The following is a 20,681-nucleotide window of genomic DNA, read 5'->3' as shown; positions in this document are numbered from 1 at the left end:
GCGCTTAAAGTCACTCGTAGTCGTTTAGATTAGTGAAGTAGATGCCCATTCGTCAATCTCCTTGATAACTAATTCTTGACCGAGTGCTTTGTGACCAGATAACTCCGTAATACAATGCAATCGCTGTACACCATATAAAGGAATACCCAAGTTTTTGATGTCACTCATGAACTCGTTCTGGAGATCGAAAGTAGCGTCCTTTTCGTTGGTTATGATCTTAAACTGAGGTACGACGCCGGAAAGCCTAAAGCGATCCCGCAGGTCGACTTTATGCGGCTGTACCAAGCGGAAATCGTCAAACGTCTGCTTAAGGATATGCTGTTCAATTGCTTTAACCGCTATCCGGACACTCCATTTGGAGACGTCAATTTGAGGGACCTCCGCGATAGCTGTAGCTCCTTTCAACAAGGAAGCCATGGCCAAAGCTCCATACCCGCCTAGGGAGGAACCATAAAACAGAATATCGGAATTTTCAAGGCCCAAAACTTTGACTTGGTCAGAAACCAAGTCAGCCATTTCCACGATTAAGTCTGCATCAGGATGGATATACCAGCCACCTAGAAGCTCAGAGTGTAACGTCATCGCGGGATCGGCCAGTGCCAACACATGGTACTTGGTCAACGATTCACGCCAACGGAAGCGAGAAAGTTGGAGCGGATCTCTGTCCAATTTCTTCGGGAGCGCAGCGGGCATGAAACAGACAAGCTTCTGAGCACCACGATTCAGCGCTAGCTTTCCGTGGATCGGAAGTCCGGAAATGGACTTTCGATTTAGAACAGTTACGTTAGGTGATTCCATCCTGCGTAAACTTCCTTTCAACGCGCAAAAATGCTGAGGATAATCAAATATTAGCCCGAAAATCTCTTACCAGTTAATTATGAGCAGGTCACAGGGGAAGCCATTCTTTACGACGCAACGTAGGGCATGGAACCGGCGATTACATTATCGGTTTCTGTGCCGCGGCCTTGGTTGGCATACCGGGCAACTGTAAGATGAACGTCCCATAAAGGGGTCTCGGCGGATGAGCGATTCACGGCCGTTATCCGCGCAACGAACGCATGTTTTTCCTTCGCGTCCGTAGGCATTGAGCGACCGCGAAAAGTAACCACTGGCGCCGTTGACATTGACATAAAGGGAGTCGAAGCTTGTTCCGCCAGCTTCCAGGGCCCGGGTCATCACGTCGACGAGCGCGTTGTACAACCGGGTGACTTCTGGACGGCGTATCGTTGCTGTATTTCGCAATCCTGAGAGGCCTGCCTGCCACAGGGCTTCGTCAGCGTAGATGTTTCCAACGCCGGAAATAATTCCTTGGTCAAGGATGGCACGCTTCAGGTCTGTGGAGCGCTTGCGTAGAGCCAAGTACAAATCATGTGGATCTCTATGTGGGTCCAAGACGTCGCGAGCGATATGCGACGCCGCCTGCGCGATCAATGGCTGCTCGCTGCCTGCGCCACCGGGGTAACCGTCCATAGTGGGAACTAGCGGAGAGAGGAACATCCCGCCGAAAATACGCTGATCAACAAAACGTAGTTCGCTCGGCGCGTCAGACCGCTCGGCCAGAGATAGGCGCACCTTGAGGTGCTTTTCATCCGGAGCTTCTGGTTCTTCGACAAGCAGTTGCCCACTCATCCCGAGATGGGCTACGAGTGCTGTGGGTTCTGGCAGACCTTCGAGGTCCATCCAGAGGAATTTGCCTCGGCGCACAACTGATCTCAGCGTGCAGCCCGTAAGTGTTTCTTCAAAGTCTTGAGCACCATCGATATGCCGGCGAACCGAACGTGGGTCAAGCACCTGGACGGACTCGATCAAGCGGGTTCTTACCCACTTGTCGAGTCCAACACGTACAACTTCCACTTCAGGGAGTTCAGGCATGGTGCAACTTTAGTTTGCCGGGAGGTCTTCACCGGGGTGAAGCATGTTCCAGGTGTTATGTGCGGCTTCTTGTTCGGCTTCCTTCTTGGAAGGACCGGAGCCGGTGCCATAGACCTTGTCTGCAATAAGAAGTTCTGCCACGTAGGAGCGTGCATGATCTGGGCCTGAGCCGGTGACCGCATAACGCATTTCACCATTTTTGGTCGCAGCGACTTCTTCTTGAATGACGGTTTTCCAGTCGGTGGCAGCGCCGAGCAACAGAGGATCCGAAAGAAGCGGTCCAATAAAGCGCATGACCATCTGGCGTGCTTCGTCCATGCCGTGGGACAGGTAAACAGCGCCAATGAGCGCTTCCATGGTGTCGGCGAGGATGGAGGATTTATCTGCACCGTTGGACTGGCTTTCGCCGCGTCCCAAAAGAATATGTTTGCCGATTTCGAGCTCTCGGGCGATGCTGGCCAGTGCACGTGTACTGACTACTGCGGCGCGACGCTTCGCGAGGTCACCTTCAGCCAGATCCGGGAAGCTCTGATAAAGATGTTCTGCAACGCAGAATCCCAGAATGGAGTCGCCGAGGAACTCCAGGCGCTCGTTCGTGGGTATGCCACCGTTTTCGTATGAATACGAACGGTGGGTCAATGAAAGATGAAGCGTCTCGGAATCTAAGTTGATTCCGAGACGCTTCAAAAGTTCTTCTTTAGAAGACATGTCTTAGACGTCTGCTACCTTGCGACCCTTGTATTCAAGGAACAACTCGGTACCTGCTGAGTCAGTGACAACCTTTGCCTGGTGAGGCAGGCTGTAGGTAACGCGACCGTTTTCCATGGTTTTCACCAAGCTCGGCGCGGTAGCCTTCCACTGTGCACGGCGGGCACGAGTATTCGCACGGGACATCTTCCGCTTTGGAACAGCCACGACTACTTCTCTTCTCTCTCGTCTGACGTTTTGTCTGTTGCCACATCTTCTGTGGCGGCCTCGGACAACTGCGCAAGCGCTGCCCAACGAGGATCAACTACCTCGTGGTGGTGCTCAGGATCATCATTCAGGTTGGCTCCGCATTCATTGCAAAGTCCTAAACAATCGTCCCGGCATACCGGCTGAAACGGCAGGACAGTTCCCACTGCGTTCCGCAATACCGGATCGATGTCCATGTGGTCACCGATAACCCAATACTGATCTACATCATCATCTTCTTCGAATTCATCACTATCTTCATAGTAGAAGAGTTCCTGAATATCAGCCCCGTACTTGAACCCGATAGGATTAAGGCACCGTCCACATTCGCCAGCGATTTCCACCGTGGCGATGCCGGATACCAAAATGCCCTCGTGTACAGCTTCAAGGCGAAGATCTAAGGAAACCTCAGATCCTCCACGAATACCAATGAGTGCGTTACCCACATCTGCGGGTGCCGGGACTTGCTCGTTGAGAGTCCTCATGGATCCTGGTGCACGACCGAGCTCCATGGCTGATATAACCAATGGCGACTTGCGATCGAGTTCGCCGTGTGACGATCGATCAGAACGCTTACCGCTAATGATGACTCCTACTTAAACATAGTCCGACATTTCATCTTAGCTTGCGCGGAGCCTAGTTCCCAAACTGAAAACCGTTCCGCTGACTAAGAATCGTTGTTGCACTGAACACACTTTATCTCACGCATGGCAGAGTATGGAAGCTGAACACTCCTGCGCTAGGGCATATCTTTTGGATAAACAATAGATCACACGCATAGGATTGTCTCAGGTTTCATCATCACTAAGGGTTCTCATGCGTGCTTTACCAGTTTTGGCCAGTGCAGTTGACTACGCCAATAAGCGTCTCACCGCGCAGCAACAACGCTCGCACGTAAATCGTCACGCTCAGCATCTGTTCCGGCTCCCCCAAGGCGAGCATCGCTACCGGGTGGCCCTGTACTTTGCAGATGACATGGTCAATGCTTATCAATTGCGCCAATGGTATGCGCCGCTGCAGCAGCTGGCACAGTCAGTTCCGGTAGTCGTGATTGCCCGACAGGCCGGAACAGCATTGGAGCTATCCGAGGAATGCCCACTGCCGGTATTTCTAGCACCAACAATCGGTGACGTAGAAGCCCTCATTAATTCACAACGTATTGATGTCGTCTTTTACGTCAACCAGAACATCAAGAACTTCCAGATGATCCGACTCAATGAACCGAATCATGTCTTTATCTGCCACGGCGAAAGCGAAAAGGCCTATATGTGGTCAAATCAGCTGAAGTCTTATGACTACGTTTTTGGGGCTGGTCAGGCGGCTCGGGATCGCCTGGCGAAGAACTTGCGCAACTACGATGCCACAGAGCGCACCAAACTCGTTGGACGGCCTCAGATTGACGCCACGTATTTAGCTCCCTATTCACTGAATAACAAGTTGCCTACCGTGCTGTACGCCCCCACGTGGGAAGGTGACCGTCCCTCGATGAATTACGGATCCGTGTCGAGCCACGGCGTCCAAATTATTGAATCACTGATAAATGACGGAGGCTTCAACGTAATTTTCCGCCCGCATCCACGGTCCGGTGTCAACATCAAAGAGTACGGTGCTGATGTATCTCGGATTCGAGAAAAACTAGAGGCCGGAAATTCTAGTTCTGCAGGCCGGCTGCTTTTTGACGATACGGCGCATTGGGGTTGGCAGTGGGCTAAGGCGGACGCCTGCATCACCGATATTTCTGCGGTTGCCTACGACTTCCTCGCCACGGGTAAACCAATGTTTATTACCACTCCGGTATCTTCCGAAGCAGTAGTGGCAGATTCTCCGGCTCTGGAGCAGCTGCCCAGTATGGATTCAATGCAGGCTGGCCAAGCTGCGGAGCTGATTCACCACGCTATGGACTCGGATGATGCCGAACGCAACGCTCTGATTGAACGTTACTTCGGAGACATCACCCCCGGAGCCAGCATGTCCAGATTCATTTCAGAGACACTGGACCTGCTAGAGAACTAACTTTTTATTGCAAGACTTGCGCAGGCTGCTCAACAAGTGATTCGAACTGTTTCAAGGCCTGTTTCTGATAACTAGCAGCATCAAACTCCCGCTCGGCTCGATACCCTGCGAGGTACTTTTTCATTCCCTCCTTTAACCCTGCAACGGAGTTCTCGACTAATTGTCCGTAGCCGCCAACCAGCACACTGTGTGAACCTACAACGTCGGTGGAGATTGCCGGAAGGCCAAGCATCATGGCTTCGATCAGGGCAAGGCCCTGACCTTCGTAGTCGGAAGAGAAGACAAAGCAGTCTGCAGATTTCAACGTGGGGAACGGATTTGCCAACAGCCCTGTTATTGCGACTTTGCCATCCAGTCCCAGTTCAAGAATCTGCTCTTCTAGGGTCATCCGCAGAGGACCATCACCGATAAGCAACAGGCGCGTGTTCGGATTAGCTGCGTGGACTTCCGCGAATGCGCGCAGCAGTTTGGCCTGTCCTTTTTCTGGGGAAAGACGTGCCATATTGGCGAAGACCGTAAGGCCTTCGCCGGGGAACTCATGCACCGTTTCAGACAGTTGTGACCATTGCGCAGGTTTTACGAGGTCCAACAGATTTTCGGAAACGGTAAACGAAGCTGGGTCGATATTAAAACGTTGACCCAGTTCGCGTTCGTTAACTTCGCCAACGCTGTCCGTGACGGAAACCAGGCGGTCATAGTGGGGATAGGTGGCGAAGAGGCCCGGCATGCTGCCAAAACGTAGGAGCCACTCGCCCACCATGTCGTTATGGAGGTAGATGCAAGTTTTTGTTGCGTGGCTGTGTGCTGCAGCAAAAAGTGCCGCCCAGAACCGCGAGTACCCTTCAAAGTTGATTGCGACGTCAAAGTGGGCAGCCCCGAAACTGCGGCGCATTTCTCTGGCCATGGTGTTGAGGTGAATTTGTTCTGCCTCGGGCGAGCTGAATCCGCGTTGTGCATGATACGAATCCGAAACCCAACGTTCCTCTGCCGACATGGCTGTGGTGCCCGCGCGCGGAAGCACCTTTACATGGCTCGGCAGCGAGTTGAGGATCTCCAGTGCTGCCGGGTCAGCAGCAGTTGCATTCATGTCCACGGCCACAGTGACCAAGTACTTGTCTGGGTCTAGCGCACCAATCAAGTTAACGAATGCCGTGGCAATGCCGTTGGGCTTAAACGGGCCCTGATAGAACAACAGTTTGGTGCGTTGCTCCAATGCAGGCGCAAGTACGTGTGAATCGTCTTCAAAGAAGAAGAATTCAATCACGCGCTTGCTTGCCTCCCCATCTTCCAAAGGCGCGAATTCAGCGGCGTTATCCGCGAAGTTTTCATGCAATTTGACCGCGGGGGTATCCAGCACAAGGTGCAATTCATCAACTAACTCGTCAATGCTGTCACTGACAGAGCCAGGCCAGGTAGCCCTGTCAAAATACAGGCCGCGTTCGGCGTCATAGGATGCAAAATCTGGCGTATAGAAAAGAACTGGCTTACGTGCAGGCAGGAAGTCGTAGAAGATCGAGGAGTAGTCGGTAATGAGTATGTCGACTACCGCCAGTAACTCATTGGTGTCGATGGACGCGGGCACAATGGCCGCATCCAGCTCGGCATCGCCGATGAGCTGCTCGGCAAAGCGGTGTGCGCGGAACAACATGTGGTGCGCGCCGTTGGCCATCCGTGCAACATCCGAGACTAGAGAATTCACATCGTAGCTTCGGTCGTTGAGCTGACCGCGCCACGTGGGCGCAAAAAGAACGACCGGCTCTTTACTCTGCGCATCAATTCCGAGCAGGCTTAGAATTTCATCTTTTCGTTCCTGGCTGAGGTTAATCATCGAATCAATGCGAGGGCTGCCAGTCAGGGCCACCTTGGCTGGGAAGATGCCATCCAGGTCATGGTCCATGGAGAGAGTCTTCAAGGTGTGCTCATTGGGTACCATCAGGTGCGTGGTTTGAAGGAAATTGCGTTGCACATTCCGGTGCTCACCCACCGCGCCTTTAACGAGCTTGCCCATGAACTTCAGCGGCGTGCCATGCCAGGTGTTCAGTACCTGCTGCCCCTCCCTACGCGCGTAATACGTTGGGAACGTTGCATTATTCACCAGGTACTTCGCCGTACCGAGTAATCGTATGTAAGCATCCGAATGCTGCTTGATGACTGCGACGTCTGGATAGTCGGCTAGTTGCGCCGGGGTTTGTGTATGGTCGTTGTAGACCCAGGCGTAGCGGAAACCCTCAAAGCGTGGATCGTTGCGCATCTGCAGGAAGATTGCCAAAGGGTGGCAATGAATATTCTTACCGTGTGAGGATTCAAAAACTACGAGCTTCTCTTCCAATGGCAACTGTTCGGATGCATGAATGAACAGTGCTCCACGGTGGCGTCCCGCACCCTTGAGCGCGTTCCCGATTCCTGCGACTGCAATTTCGTTGAAAAGCAGCATGTTCTCAAAGTACTGACAGGCCAGTTGTGGCTCGCTGATTTTGCTGAGCGCCTGTCCGGCACGGGCTTGCCACATACGCTGCGTGGTTGAGGTGTGCCACAACGCGTCACGGTAGCTATCAGCGGCCAGCTGCCATTGCTCCCGATCCTCGGCGCTTTGGGCAAGTTCTATGCATTCTGCGGCGCGGGGGCCAGCAACCGCCGGCACTTTGAGCTCATCGGTGAGGTACCCCCACGCATCTGCGGCCCGCAAATAGACATTTGTTGCTTGTTCATACCTACCCAGTTGATGCAGCGCGTGGGCATATCGGTAAAGCGCTACAGGAATTTCTACCCGGCTCTGCTCCGGAAGTAATTCGACAAATGTGGAGTAGGTATTGGCGGCACTGGCAAAATCATCCGCACGCGCATAGGCACGTGCTTGCGCGTAGGCAGAGATGACTTGTTCTTCAATGCTCGTAGCCGTGGCTCGAGATTCACCGAAATACTTGGCGGCAACATCAAGATTGAACAGCTTGCTGTTCACTTCTCCCGCGCGGTAATTCAACGCTTGCCGAATTTCTGGATCACCGGATTCATTCAGTGCCCGCCGATAGGACCGTTCGCCTCGGTTCCAGTCACTTTCACGCTCATGCAACCGGCCAATGCCGAGCTTATGTATCCGCTCGTTACCAGAGGTAAGCACAGCTTGCGCATCAGCGTCACTGGAACTTTCGTGGTCTCCCAGCTCTTCATAAGCGCGCGCCAGCCCGTACCAGGCCTTCGAATGCTGTGTCTCGAGTGCGACGGCTTCCAGATAAAAGTCTCGTGCTTGGTCGAAACGGGACATGAACTGTGCCGCCTGGCCCGAGAGGAACATCCACTGAGCGTCTTGGCTATGAACGTGAGAAAAGTTAATTCGTACTTCGAGTTCTCGCCAGCGTTGGCCGGTAACCAGCAGGTGGGTCGCGAGAGCTTCGGAAGTCTCAGGATCCAAGGGGTACTTGGTCACCAAAGTTTCAAGGATATTCCCGGCCAAGTCTTTGTTGCGCGCCGCTACCGCACACTTGGCATAACGCTGATGCCAGCGAACATTGTGCGGCTGTCCGGCGCAGGCGACGGCAAACAATTCCAAGGCACGATCAAATTTTTTCATGCGTTGCATGTTCAATGCCAACGATTGGATCCAGCCATAGAGATGGGGCTGGTGTGCAATGGCCATTTCCATGTTGGACATGGCCAGCGAGTATTTCTTTGACTTGTATTGGCACAGCCCTAAACGGAACCGAACCTCGTCGGATTTCAGGATCTTGGTTTTCAGTACCCGTTCATAGAAAACTGCAGCCAGGCGATACCTGCCGCGACGTTCGAGACGTCGTCCAATTCCTAAGACAACACGGAGACTATACCTGTTCACTTTAACCCTTTTACCATCGACCTAAGCCATTCCACGGAAGAGATCACCCCGTGGTTCAATGCCCACCAGATGATTCTGCCTTATAACGCCAGCCAGAATTGGTTATTACTCCCGTGTTGGTATCCAAGAGCGCGAAAACCCGGCAGCCTTGAAGACTGCCGGGCTAAGTACTGACGCTAATTGTTCTGCGGGAAGAACTTCTGAACGACTCTGCGTGAGGCAAAACCATCATCTTGTGGTGCGAACCGTTTCACGAATGCTTCTCGTTCCACTCCCCCGATGTTTTTGCCTTCCAGGGCATCGGCGACGGTATCCCAAAGTTCCGCTTCGGTTTCAACAATCGGACCAGGCATTTCGTTCTGGTAGTCAAGATAGAATCCACGCAGGTTATCGCGATAGCTTTCCAGATCATACGCGTAGAAGACGACAGGCCGGCGAAGCAACGAATAGTCAAAGAACACTGAAGAATAGTCGGTGATCAGCACGTCTGCGGCAAGGTAAAGTTCCTGGATATCCGGGTATCCAGAAACGTCTAAAATGCGTGCGTTGAGTTCCTCCGGAATGCTGATCGCATTAGATACCAGTACATGCATGCGCAGCAGCAGGACGGTGTCCTCGCCAAATCGGCGATCAAACTCTTCAAGGTCCATCGGCAGCTCAAACTTAAAGCGCCCACGCCCGGTTCCAGCGTCGTCGCGGAAGGTCGGAGCATAAAGCACCGTACGAACGTTCGGAGCAAGTCCCAATCCTTCGCGTATCGAGACTTCACGTGCCGCGGCGTCAGGAGCCATGAGGATATCATTGCGCGGATAGCCCAGTTCGGTGGCAGTTCCGGAGAACGAGTACGCCGACTTCATGACGTCGGTAGTGTACTTTGACGGTGAAATCAAGTGCGACCATTGTTTGGTCGCATTGAGTACCCGCTGCACATAACCTTCATCACGACCATGGATTTCTTCGATATCCAACGCCATATGCTTCAGCGGCGTACCGTGCCAGGTCTGAAGATAAATGCCGTTCTTGCGCCGGCGCAAATAGTGCGGGAAGCTCTGGTTGGTTACCCAGAACTTGGCCCTGGCCAAATACCAGAAGTACTCCGGAGACAGGCGCTGGATAGTGATGGTATTCGGATCGGTGAAGCGGTGCGCGCCTGAATAGATCCAAACTTTCTTGCGGGTATCGCCACTGCGTACGAGCTCCTCGTAAATGTATCGCGGTGAGTCACCATATTGCTTGCCCAGACCCGATTCAAAAACTACGAGATTCTCATCCATCGGGGTCCGCGAGACCGTCTTGAACATGGCCCGCATCACCGAGTAATACCGCTTGTTCTTGCGGAAGCGGCCTTTCAGTTTTTCGGGGAGTTCTGCTTTCCAGCCATCCTGGGAACGCTTGCGAAGAGCTGCTTTCTCAATTTCCTCGGTCACACGCTGGCTGTTGTTCTGGTCGCGGTGCGAAATGAAAACATCTGCGCGCTGAACAAACTGTGGCTCCATGCTCTTTCCACGGTCCATGGTCTCAGCAAGATCAGTGAGCAGGCTGGCGCTGTCGAACGCAATGCGGCCTGGAAGTTCAGCGTCAAGGTCTAGATGGGACCCCTGTTTCCCCAGGAACCTCGCACGGTCAAATTGGAAGTAATGCACGGGCTTGTGAAGGAAGCTGAAGTCAAATGCAACGGAAGAGTAGTCGGTGACCATGACCGCGGCGGTTTTGATAAGCTCCTGGACATCTACTTCGCCCTGGACGATTAATCGCGCGGGCGTGTCTTGGAAATGCTCACGGAAGTGCTGCATGTTTGGGTGCAGGCTGAAAACTACTTCCAGGGAGTGCTTGGCTGCCATCTGCGCTAGTTCAGGTGATGACAGCAGGTCCTTCCATTCCTGGAGGTACGCCGATTCGAGGAAGGCTTCCTCATTTTGCAGCCAGTCCCTCCAGGTAGGGATGATCAGCAGCATATTCTTGTTCGTTGGAATGTCGTTTGCCAGCAGGGAGTCAAAGCGCGAGAGTCCGGTGACCTTGACGTCTTCCGGTGAATACAAGAAATCGGAAACGATATATTGTTTCTCTCGATCCGAAGACACCATGAACAAGTCGGTGGTGAAGCCCGGCGAATTCTTGCCGTAGTTCGGCACCATCCACTTGGTTCCCATAACTCCGTGCTGCAGGAATACGCGAGTCGCACGAGTCCTTGCCGAGAAACTCTGATGCCGTGTTGGATACAGGTAGTCGGCATGATGCGTACCAACAAATCGCGAAGCCCGTGTTGCGAGTTCGAAATGCTCCTTGCTTCCGTGGAAAACAACGTGATCCATGGAAGCAAAGTTTCGCAGATCTGGGGAATTTTCATCGATGACGTAATACGCATCGATATCTTGGCGTTGGCTACGAAGATAGCGGAACAGGTGTAGCGCATTGTCTTGAGCTTTATAGGAAAGCTCGCCAACAATCCAGATTGGCTTGCTTCCACTCTCAAGGACGGGGAAGCTCTTGGCGCGAGAGTCTTCGAGCACTGCGAAGGCTTCCTTCTCGTACACCTCAAGAATCAACGACGTCGATTTTGCTTTGAAGGTGAAGTACGGAGAAATCGCCAGCGTTTGGCTGCCCTTGTGCACGGCGCCGGCCTGCGTAGTGGAACGGACAATATATGGTGTCCTGGTGACACGCATCCGCCGTTCCTCGTCGCTACAGGCATGGCTGATCATCAGGTAGATGTCGTAATTGTCGCCTCGGTCAAATAACTCCCAATCCTGCGCAGCGAAATCCAAGTCGGCTTGCCACTTGTAGGTCGCCTTGCCGAACCGGCGCTCGGCGAGGTCCAAGTCAAGGTCCAGCTGAACTGGTGCTTCGAACTCACTTTGAGTGCGGCGCGCAATGACACTTAATCGCGCGGCGGTCAGGCGGTCGGTTTGGGTGTCTAGGACTCCGGCGAGAGAAAGGATACCCGCGTGAACCTGGGTCTTATCCGTCCGAATACGATACGAATGCGAAACTTCACGGTTGATACCAATCGAAATTTCGGCTCGTTTGTTGACGTATACTCCGGTGCTGCGTTCGCCCGTGTGATAGCTGCCGGCACCGAGTAGTTCAGTCTTTTCAAAGCGCCCCATAATCCGGTGGGCAATCACCGGACCATCCAGGAGAAGTTCGCCTTCTTCTACGAGGGCCTTGACTTCTTTTCGACGCAGCAGTTCACCCTGTGGTTCAACTTGGATCCAGGCGATAGCGCTGGGCAGCTCTGTGTATTCGCATTCAAAAGTAAATGCCAACCTCACGGTTCCAGCAGGAAGCCCGTCTTCCTCCTCGACCTCTTCGATCTCGGACTTGGTTTCACCGTCTTCCTCTGGATCCAATTCATCAGAGTCTGACGTCGCAAGTTCGCGATACTCTTCCCAAGCGTCCAGAACCTGGTCCAGCCCTAAGGTGGCTGTGGCATGGAAACGGTCTGCAGACTCGTGAGATTTAGAGATGACAGGCTCGGAAAACACGATGTGGCGTCCATGAAGTACGGCGACAGCGCGCGGTACATAGTTCAGTTCGGCTTCGACGTTTAACCGACCGTCGACAGATTCCACGGCTAACGAGTGATGGCCCGAGTAGTAGCGGTAGGTTTTCCGCTTTAGCCGTTGGTCTCGCAAATCGCTGACCAGCGACTGTACTAGTGCCTGCGCGGAATGCTTCTTGAATGCCACTGAGATGTGTTCCTTAAATTTGTGCGTCACTATCGTTGAGAACCCGGCTCTAAACCGGATTCTACTTTTCAAATGAAGATCTATATCGGTACATACTCTGGAACAAGTTTTTGATTACCCGTTCCTGCTGTTGCACCTGCGAGCTCTGGCGAACTTCGTTCAGACAAAACATTTGTGGAAGCACGCCGCGAGTTAGCCTGAGTGCTTGCAGGGCAAAGTTGCTGTCGCCTATATCAAGGTATGCGTAGTCTATCTCCGTCGGATAGCCCATCGCTGTGCGGGCAGCGAGTTGATGAGCTAGCGACGATGGTAAGGAGATATCCGCTGGATGGCGAAATTGATGTCCGGCTGTCCGGGCGAGTTCTTCTGGATACTGTTTGTAAGCCAGCTCGTGGATGCTTCTCAATTGGGGATGCGCAACGTGCTTGAACTTTCGCGATGTTGTCCGGTGATATGTGGATCTCATCAACGATTGGTTGTTTTTGGCGGCCGAGTTGACAGGTAGTTCGACCTCGTCCGCATCCATAAAATGTCCTGGCGAGAGCGAGAATTTCGCTTGTCCTGCAGGACCATAAAACACATTTGGTGAGACCGGTCTTCCAAAAAACACATCATCGTTGATGTAGATGAACCGTTCTGCCAACCCCGGAATGAACGATAACCGGGATTCGATTGCGTGCGAGTTGAAGGTTGGCAGGCACTTAGCATCCAAAATTTCCGTATGATCAACGATAGTAATTTTCGGGTGTTCTTCTACGAGCCATGACGGGACTTGCCCGGCAGTGACCAAATAAATGTGGTTAATCCATGGCAGATTGAGTTCCAGGGAGCGAATTGAGAACTTCAATTCATCATGAGATACGAAGCGTCCGGGATCAGTGGAACTGCTGTTCAGGTGACCATCTGCATTTGCTTTCGCCTGCTCGTAGTCTGTCTGCCACGTGGGATCCGCAGAATTAACCCACGTATACACAGCGTCAACAGGACCTACGTAATCCATCACGTCGTGGATCGGGTCAGGGGTATCTGGAAATACATCCCACATCGCGCCGGCGCCAAGTACGCCCGATTCCAAGGATGTGAGGCTCACAGACCAAGACTCAGAGGCTGAGTAAGAGCCGGCCTCGGCCAATTGAGCCACAAATAAACCGTTTCCTCTAAGTTCGGACTGCAGTAGGTTCCAAGGCCCGCGTCCAATGACAAACCTGCACGAGTTTTCATCCCACGTATATTCAATGCCAGCACTATTCGCGATCGCACGAACAGCGGTTTCGTTCTCTTCGCGTAATTCCAGGATGCTGCCAACGGAAGCCGGCGCAAGGCTGATACGAGATTTAAGTAGTTGCTGCACAAGTTGTTGAGGCAGCAACTGCCCGATTTTCCCTCTCCATCCAGCGAAGTCCACGTGCAAACCCATCCTCGAAATTCATTGACGTACGCCTATATTCTACGTAGCCGTACAACGTAATTCGTCCACAAGACCAGAGATCAGTCCGAGACTTCACCGAGAATATTCTGCGCAAGTACTAGATGTCCCACGCTGGATCCATGAAACTTGAGTCCGCATACATGTAAAACCGTGGAGTTGAGATAAGGTTCCACCCTTGAAGCAACGTCCGCGGGATGTGAATGGATTCGCCGGCGGCTGTGGGCTGCCATGGTCATCCCATCCAGATGAAAGTTACTTCAAAGCTGTCGTCCTGAATAGCGGACGCGATTTACGCTCACACGACCTGATGCGTCAACTTGCGGTAGCCGACACAGCATCCTGCTCATTGTCACTCCATGGTTTTGCGAGTGTGCGTCTGCAAAACTCATTGTAATTTCGGTGATTTGTTCGGTGTTCTTTTCAGTCAATGAGAACGCAATAGCAAGGTACCCGCATCTCCTGCCGACAGATCTTAAAAGTCGCAGGCATCATCCAGTTGGAGAGCACTTTAATGAAGCGCGAAGTAGGCCTATGGGCAGGAGTAATCTCCTCTGGACCTAGTGTGACGCGTGGGACCTAGCTAAGTTCTTTGACAATCTGGCTTAGCGCGTCGAGAGTGTTTTTCAATGACTCGACATGGCGTTCATCAAACTCGCTTAGCACACGCTTCATCTCGGTAGTCGAAACTCCTGCGGTACGAGGCAGATAGACTACTTCGACTTCGTCATCCAGATCATCGAACTTACCCTGCCAGTCTTCGCCGATGCCGAATACCTTGGCATCATATTTTTTGATATCAAGACGCTTCTGTTCCCAGTTTTCCTCCGGGATAGCCAGATCTACGTACTTGATGGCTTGAACGATCTCCAGCCGTTGGGCGAAGGGCACGATAGGCTTTTTGCCTTTGATCGCATTGAATTCATCGGTAGAAACGCCGACTACGAGACGGTCGCCCTTTTCTTTGAGTCGCTTGAGAATGTTCAGGTGTCCAATGTGGAACAAATCGAACGTACCGTAAGTAAGAACTGTTTTAGCCATGTTTACCTCCACGTCATGTTGCTGATGCATAGTTATTGTGGTGGGCTCTGCGCCCGCCGGCCAGATTAAAGAACTGGGGGCCGTCCTGCCAGAGTCATTCTAAGCACGGTAGACCACTTCAGTTTAGGCCGAGTTTCACGGTGCCATGGGCTACCACGCCAGCCAGCGCGCCAACCACCCAAGTATTGACGAACCGCGGAGCGGTTTTTCCGCATTCTGAGGCACTCCACCAGTAACCAAGATGTCGGATAGATCCAACACAACGGTGCAGGCAAGTTTCTTCGTGCCAGCCAAACTCTGTTGCGAGCGTTCAGGCGATAAAACTCGTCGTGTCGGCGCGGATCCACAACCGGATGGCCAATGCGCATGTCCCCTGCGTACCAAACATAATGTCCGGTATCCCAAATTCGCCAAGCGAGTTCGATTCCTTCATGGGCGTACCAGAAACCTGCGGCCCACCCGCCAGTCGCATCAAAAAGTGCTCTGGGGCTGACTAAGCAGGTCTCCCCCACGTGGAAGACCTTGCTCGGTTCTTCGGCGGTACGTTTATTAAGACGTGGAATCCACCGCGTTGGATCATTTTCTAAGGATTTAGGATCCGTAATTCGGGGCTGTAGGAGTCCCATTTTCGGGTACCGCTTGAAACGTTCAACGGAGGTGATCAAAAAATCTTCGTCGAGGAACCAAGAATCATCATCCAGGAAGCAAAGGAATTCTCCTTGCACATGGTTCACGCCTGCATTGCGTCCTGCAGGAATACCTAGGTTCTCAGGAAGGAAGTGTGTTTTGATGGGCGCCGGAATGTCCACAGGGTCCCACCCGTTGCCTACAACCACGGCATCAATTTGAACGCTCTTCTGTGCCAGCAAAGACTCTAATGCGCGTTTCAATTCGATGGGGCGATTTCCCATCGTCAGGACAACAACGCCAATGCGCGGCAAAGTTCCTGTCGTCATTTTCTTCCTCCCTTCCAACTAATTAGCTTTGAGCCTTGTAGAAGCCATGTTTGCAATGAAATGTCCTACGTTGACTAGCACCGTAGCTGGAAGCAAAATCCAGATCATCCATTTTTCGGCAATCCCCGGTTCCCCAACGAGAGCCGAGACGATAGCGCAAGCCAGGATCACGAGGCTGAGCTCCACTGCGTGCAGCATCCGGTGGAACGGCGCAAATCGCGCCAGCGAACGTAAACGTCCGACGAGCGATGTAACTGGGATGGAGCGTGCTTCTGCGGTATCCGGCAGTTTTCCAAGCCCAGCCATCCCACGGGCTGCATGCACCATCAGGGACTGGGACCTGTTCAGTACGAGCAGGACCGCGAGGCATCCACCCATGAACAGGGTTGGCCAGGCTTGAGATGCATTGGCGGTACTGGCAGAGAGCTCTACGAACACGCGGTATCCCAGGGCGATGGGAATCAATGCTTCAGTCGTATGGTGACCCACCATGTCGATGAATATTCCGCGCGGTGACTGAGTTCCTCTCCACCGCGCTACTTCCCCATCCGAACAGTCAAAGTAGAGCTGTACCTGCGAAAGCACCACGGCGAGAATCGGTCCCCATATTCCAGGGATCAGTAGTGCCAATGACATGAACCAACCAGCAAGGATCATTAACCCGGTGACACCGTTGGCCGAGATACGAGTTCGTACAAGTACTGCCGTTAGGTAGATCGAAATATGCCGAAGGTACAGTTCCGCGGTCCAATGCTCGGCATTTTTCCGAGCACGAACTTCAGGAGGTTGGCAGACCGCGCGAAGTTCTTCCAAGGTGGGACGCAATGGGCGTTCGTGGCTCATTTAACTCGCCCCTTGTCCAAGGTGCTGCCAGCTCCAACTGCACGACCCTTTATGTAACCCGCAGCCCAAGGAAGGTGAATCATGGGGAACGTTGCAGCCGTAAGCAGCTTTTCTTTCAAACCTTTTCCCTTGGCTCTTATCCCTGCAAACACGCAGCAAGCTGCGTAAAGAACCGGCACTAGTTGACTAAGTTTCAATAGGAGATTGACTGGTTTCGGAAGTGCGTTGGCGGCAACCGGTTGAATAACAGCCGAGAGGATTCCTGTGCTAACTCCCACGAGGAGCAACGGTGGAAGGTCATGTCGCAGGGATTTGCCTTCGGGGAATCGCCGGGCGATTTCACCACGCCAGGTCCCAGAGGCGAACGACTGCTTAATCAGAGAAGGGAAGTTGTCGCGCGGGTAATAGCCAACCTTCAGTTCTGGATCGAACCAGACTTTGTGGCCGGCCTGTCTTATTCTCAGGCAAAGCTCCCAGTCTTGTGCTCGCCACATGTTCTCGTCAAAGTAGCCTACTTCTTCAAAAACTTCGCGTCGGAAGATTCCTAGATATGCCGACTCGGCTTCGCCTTCGGGAGCACCCGAATGGTAGGCGGGTCCACCGAAACCAAATTTCGAGTGGTAGGCAGCGGCAATGGCTCGTTGCAGTGGCATGCGGCCGCGAGCATCCATCAGCCCGCCAACATCATGCGCTCCAACGCGTTTGAGCGTCTCAATGCCGCGTTTTGTGTAATAAGCAGGAAGCTCACTATGTGCGTCGACTCGAATCACAATGGGATGCGTTGAATTACGGATGGCAAGATTCAATGCTATTGGGGTTCGTCCTAGCGGATTATCCACCAGGGTAATACGCGAGTCTTGAGCTGCTAAGCGCTGGGCAACAAGATTTGTTTCATCCGTGCTCGGACCCAATGCAAGCACCAGTTCCTTATCGCCTTCATATTCCTGCGCGAGAATCGATGCGACTGCCTCTTCGAGGTATTCAGCTTCGTTCAGCACAGGCATTACGTAGGCAACGCCTGGATATTCAGTCATCCGTCCCTTACTTCTTTTTTAAGTGTGCTTGGTAGGCCTTGATTACGGTGTCCGTGTCGCCATCCATCTTCTGCACACCTTTTTCGATCCAGATGCAGCGGTTGCAGGTTTCCTTGATCGAGTTCATGGAGTGCGAAACATTGAAGATCGTTCCGGCGTTTTCTCGGATTTCTCGAATCTTGGCCTCACTTCGTTTCTTGAATTTTGCATCTCCAACTGCCAAAGCCTCATCAATGATTAAGATATCGTGTTGCTTCGACGCCGCAATTGCAAATTTCAATCGAGCGCTCATGCCTGATGAGTACGTACGCATTGGCAAGTCTATGAACTCTTCGAGCTCCGCAAACTTGATGATCTCCTCGCGCATTTCCTCAACCTCTTGGCGGCTATAGCCGAGAGCTAAACCACCAAGGGTAATATTTTTATCTCCCGAAAGACCCGGGATGAGAGCGGCTCCCACACCCAACAGGCTTGGGCGAGATCGAGCGTAGACGCTCCCGGACGCAGGTGGGGTCAGCCCGGTAATGGCCTTAAGCAGCGTCGATTTACCAGAGCCATTAGATCCGATGACCCCGATGGACTCGTTTTCATACGCAACGAATGAGATGCCTTTTAGAGCATGCACTGTACGAACGCCACGCATGTTCGATTGCAGCAACCGGCGCGCGCCGGCAGCGCCCACGGCCTTACCACTGGAATAGACCCGATATTTAACGTGAAGATTGTCCACAATCACAACTGGTTGGCGGTTGGGATCAATGCTCAGATTTGAGTTCGTAACCTCGTCGGGGGAAACCACATCGATGAATGATGTGTCGTCCGAGAAAATCCGCTCGGGTTCATATTCCGGATGAAGTTCCGGGTTGATTAGGTCATCAAAATTAATCCGCACGGCCGTAACGCTCCTCAGCTTTCCAGAAATATACAAGACCGAAGACTAGGGTCGCGAACGCCCAAATACCTACGACCCACCATGCACGAGGTTCATATACGGCGTTATCCATGATCATTGCACGGGCAATTTGCAACGTCTGGTACAGCGGGTGATAGTCAAACGCAGTGACCATCCACGGCCATTGGTTGAGAATCCGATCCACACTAAACAAGACACCGGACGTAAAGAAGAGAACTCGACCGATCAGCGGCAGAATATTGGTGAAGTCACGTACATGGACCGTTATCCGGGCGCAGATTAGCGCGATTCCCATATTAAAAACACTGAAGAGAAGCACCAATGGGATAATTACGAACCAAGTCCACTTAGGTGTAGTTCCCAAAATCATTGCATAGATGAACATCACCAACAGCATCGGCATCAAAGTCAAGATTCCTTGAGTCACCTGTGCAACGGGCAATGCGAGTCTTGGGAACGCAAGTGATTGAACGAGCGCCGTGTTACCTGTGATGGACTTAGCACCACCAGTCATGGACGAAGTGAAAAATTCAAAGAGAAACACACCGATGACCACGTAGACAGGAAAGTCTGGCCCTTTGGCGCCGCCCTGCAAGATACCGAAGATGAACCCATACATGAGCGCATTGAAGGTTGGTTTGAGCACCTCCCAAAGCATTCCGAGTCGATTTCTATCGTTTTGCGATTGCACGCGCGCTTTTGCGAGCTCATAAATGAACTCACGCCGACTCCAGGTCTGCTTCAGGTAATCGACCAATGACGGCCTTGCCCCTACTCGGTGCAAGCCGTACTTTTCGGCCTCCTCCGCAACTGTCATGTGGAAAATGTCCTCTTGTCGAATGCTAACTACTACTTGAATTCGTAAGCACAGATGATCAAAGTCTAGTTTATGCGTGGTGGTTACACGTGATTTCGAGCTCCGAGCGCACGTGCAGTTAATCCCACTCAGTACTATGGGCGGCTATTGCGGTGGATTCTCTTCCAGATATTTTGCCATGGTGTCCGTTTGCAAAGCTTCGGATATCTGAGCGACCGCTAATTCGCTGGCAAGTTCGATGGACTGCCCATCTGGGCTTGTTGAGCTACCAGCGGTAGGCATGGTGAACATTTTAAGGTTCTCAGTATCGACGTTTTTTAGTTCCATACCTAATCCGACCATCGTCGCCGCATCAAATTCTGAATCAAATGTCAGATACGGCGAGACCTTATCAATGATGTTGTAAAGTTTCGTGGGATTGGTGAGCGTATCGTTTGACAACAGTTGATTCACGGCAGCCATCAAGAAGGCCCGTTGGTTCTTAACTCGCTGATAGTCGCCATCGCTGAATGATTTGCGTTCGCGCACGTACCGTAAGGCACGGTCACCTTCGAGGGTTATCTCGCCTTTTGGATAGAAGTAGTCCGTGTCGTTAGCAGTGAACGGAATCTCGTTAGTCACTTTGACTCCGCCGAGGGCTGTTGAAAGTTCCCGGAAGCCGGCGAAGTCGATCATCGCGACGTGATCGACCTTTGTATCGAATAAGCCCTCTACCGTTTGCATGAGCAGGGGGACTCCCCCGAGTTCTACGGCAGCGTTTAATTTGTGCTGTCCATACCCGGGAACTTCTACCCACATGTCTCTTACTAGAGACATTACGTAAATTTGTTTTCGGTCCTCTGGAATATGAACCAGCATCATCGAGTCACTTCGTTGACTTACAGCACCGTCCAGTGCCGCTGATTCAGTTTCGTTCTCGTCTGCGTGATCAACACCAAGCATTAGAATGTTCATCGATCCATCATCCGGGGCTTTCACTGGACGCAGATTCTGTTGCTCTTCGGTGTAGTTGATGGCTACGGAGTTGGATTTCGAATTAAACTTATGCTGAAGGTTAAAAACATAAAATCCAGCACCCAAGGCTGCAACAACAACAAGCGCAACTACAGACAGTAAAACTCCGCGGATGCGTCGTTTTCGCTTACGCTCCACACCGTAGCGGGCGCTACGAGAGGTGAAGTTTTCGCTCTTGTTTGGGATATTCATTCCTGCAGCTTCTCAAAGAAAATCTATGGTCTCCCCATATGGCAAGTGTTTGCTTGCTACAGTGGCAATGAAAAAGACTACTCAAGAT

General features: G+C 52.4%; 16 protein-coding genes. 1 reads left to right on the top strand and 15 read right to left on the bottom strand.

The window, feature by feature from the left end; genetic code table 11:
- Nucleotides 1–24: 24 nt before the first annotated feature.
- The 5 genes from IEX04_RS09680 to IEX04_RS09660 form a co-directional block, all read right to left on the bottom strand.
- Nucleotides 25–798, bottom strand: a complete 774-nt coding sequence (locus IEX04_RS09680; protein WP_188685402.1) for a hypothetical protein — start codon at nt 796–798, stop codon at nt 25–27.
- Between the two features lie 144 nt (nt 799–942).
- Nucleotides 943–1,872: a bifunctional DNA-formamidopyrimidine glycosylase/DNA-(apurinic or apyrimidinic site) lyase gene (gene mutM / locus IEX04_RS09675; protein ID WP_188685400.1), complete on the bottom strand. Its 930-nt coding sequence runs from the start codon at nt 1,870–1,872 to the stop codon at nt 943–945.
- 9 nt (nt 1,873–1,881) lie between these two features.
- Nucleotides 1,882–2,580 (bottom strand): ribonuclease III, encoded by a 699-nt coding sequence (rnc, locus tag IEX04_RS09670; RefSeq protein ID WP_188685399.1) that lies wholly within the window; start codon nt 2,578–2,580, stop codon nt 1,882–1,884.
- Between the two features lie 3 nt (nt 2,581–2,583).
- Entirely contained in the window at nt 2,584–2,787 is a 204-nt protein-coding gene (gene rpmF, locus IEX04_RS09665; protein ID WP_096255361.1) for a 50S ribosomal protein L32, read from the bottom strand.
- Nucleotides 2,788–2,789: 2 nt separating this feature from the next.
- Complete coding sequence (locus tag IEX04_RS09660) at nt 2,790–3,311, bottom strand: YceD family protein (RefSeq protein ID WP_096255359.1); 522 nt, start codon at nt 3,309–3,311, stop codon at nt 2,790–2,792.
- A 331-nt stretch (nt 3,312–3,642) separates the two neighbouring features.
- Between IEX04_RS09660 and IEX04_RS09655 the strand changes: the two genes are divergently transcribed.
- The gene (locus IEX04_RS09655) at nt 3,643–4,839 is read left to right on the top strand and encodes a CDP-glycerol glycerophosphotransferase family protein (RefSeq protein ID WP_188685397.1); all 1,197 of its coding nucleotides are present in this window, start codon (nt 3,643–3,645) and stop codon (nt 4,837–4,839) included.
- A 4-nt stretch (nt 4,840–4,843) separates the two neighbouring features.
- On the opposite strand, the gene IEX04_RS09650 is transcribed toward IEX04_RS09655, so the two are convergent.
- The 10 genes from IEX04_RS09650 to IEX04_RS09605 all read right to left on the bottom strand — a co-directional run bounded on the left by IEX04_RS09650 (nt 4,844) and on the right by IEX04_RS09605 (nt 20,593).
- Nucleotides 4,844–8,668 (bottom strand): CDP-glycerol glycerophosphotransferase family protein, encoded by a 3,825-nt coding sequence (locus tag IEX04_RS09650; protein WP_188685395.1) that lies wholly within the window; start codon nt 8,666–8,668, stop codon nt 4,844–4,846.
- A 176-nt stretch (nt 8,669–8,844) separates the two neighbouring features.
- Nucleotides 8,845–12,357, bottom strand: coding sequence for a CDP-glycerol glycerophosphotransferase family protein (locus IEX04_RS09645; RefSeq protein ID WP_188685393.1), 3,513 nt, complete (start codon nt 12,355–12,357; stop codon nt 8,845–8,847).
- Nucleotides 12,358–12,418: 61 nt separating this feature from the next.
- Nucleotides 12,419–13,762: a stealth family protein gene (locus IEX04_RS09640; RefSeq protein ID WP_188685391.1), complete on the bottom strand. Its 1,344-nt coding sequence runs from the start codon at nt 13,760–13,762 to the stop codon at nt 12,419–12,421.
- Between the two features lie 600 nt (nt 13,763–14,362).
- Nucleotides 14,363–14,824 (bottom strand): FAD synthase family protein, encoded by a 462-nt coding sequence (locus IEX04_RS09635; RefSeq protein WP_188685389.1) that lies wholly within the window; start codon nt 14,822–14,824, stop codon nt 14,363–14,365.
- A 65-nt stretch (nt 14,825–14,889) separates the two neighbouring features.
- A complete protein-coding gene (locus tag IEX04_RS09630; RefSeq protein ID WP_188685387.1) occupies nt 14,890–15,780 on the bottom strand; it encodes a glycosyltransferase family 2 protein in 891 nt (296 codons plus the stop codon).
- An 18-nt stretch (nt 15,781–15,798) separates the two neighbouring features.
- Nucleotides 15,799–16,623: a CDP-alcohol phosphatidyltransferase family protein gene (locus IEX04_RS09625; protein ID WP_188685385.1), complete on the bottom strand. Its 825-nt coding sequence runs from the start codon at nt 16,621–16,623 to the stop codon at nt 15,799–15,801.
- Nucleotides 16,620–17,657 carry a glycosyltransferase family 2 protein gene (locus tag IEX04_RS09620; protein ID WP_188685382.1) on the bottom strand — a complete coding sequence of 346 codons (1,038 nt, stop codon included), beginning with the start codon at nt 17,655–17,657 and terminating at the stop codon, nt 16,620–16,622. The genes IEX04_RS09625 and IEX04_RS09620 overlap by 4 nt, the downstream gene beginning before the upstream one ends.
- Before the next feature lie 7 nt (nt 17,658–17,664).
- Nucleotides 17,665–18,549 carry an ABC transporter ATP-binding protein gene (locus IEX04_RS09615; RefSeq protein WP_229677087.1) on the bottom strand — a complete coding sequence of 295 codons (885 nt, stop codon included), beginning with the start codon at nt 18,547–18,549 and terminating at the stop codon, nt 17,665–17,667.
- A complete protein-coding gene (locus tag IEX04_RS09610) occupies nt 18,539–19,327 on the bottom strand; it encodes an ABC transporter permease (RefSeq protein WP_229677086.1) in 789 nt (262 codons plus the stop codon). Before IEX04_RS09610 ends, IEX04_RS09615 begins: the two co-directional genes overlap by 11 nt.
- A 204-nt stretch (nt 19,328–19,531) precedes the next feature.
- Entirely contained in the window at nt 19,532–20,593 is a 1,062-nt protein-coding gene (locus IEX04_RS09605; protein ID WP_188685379.1) for an LCP family protein, read from the bottom strand.
- Nucleotides 20,594–20,681 lie beyond the last annotated feature (88 nt).

Origin of the sequence: Glutamicibacter ardleyensis (assembly GCF_014644555.1) — a bacterium.
GTDB classification, from domain to species: domain Bacteria; phylum Actinomycetota; class Actinomycetes; order Actinomycetales; family Micrococcaceae; genus Glutamicibacter; species Glutamicibacter bergerei.
This window is presented reverse-complemented; position numbering and strand designations above follow the sequence as displayed.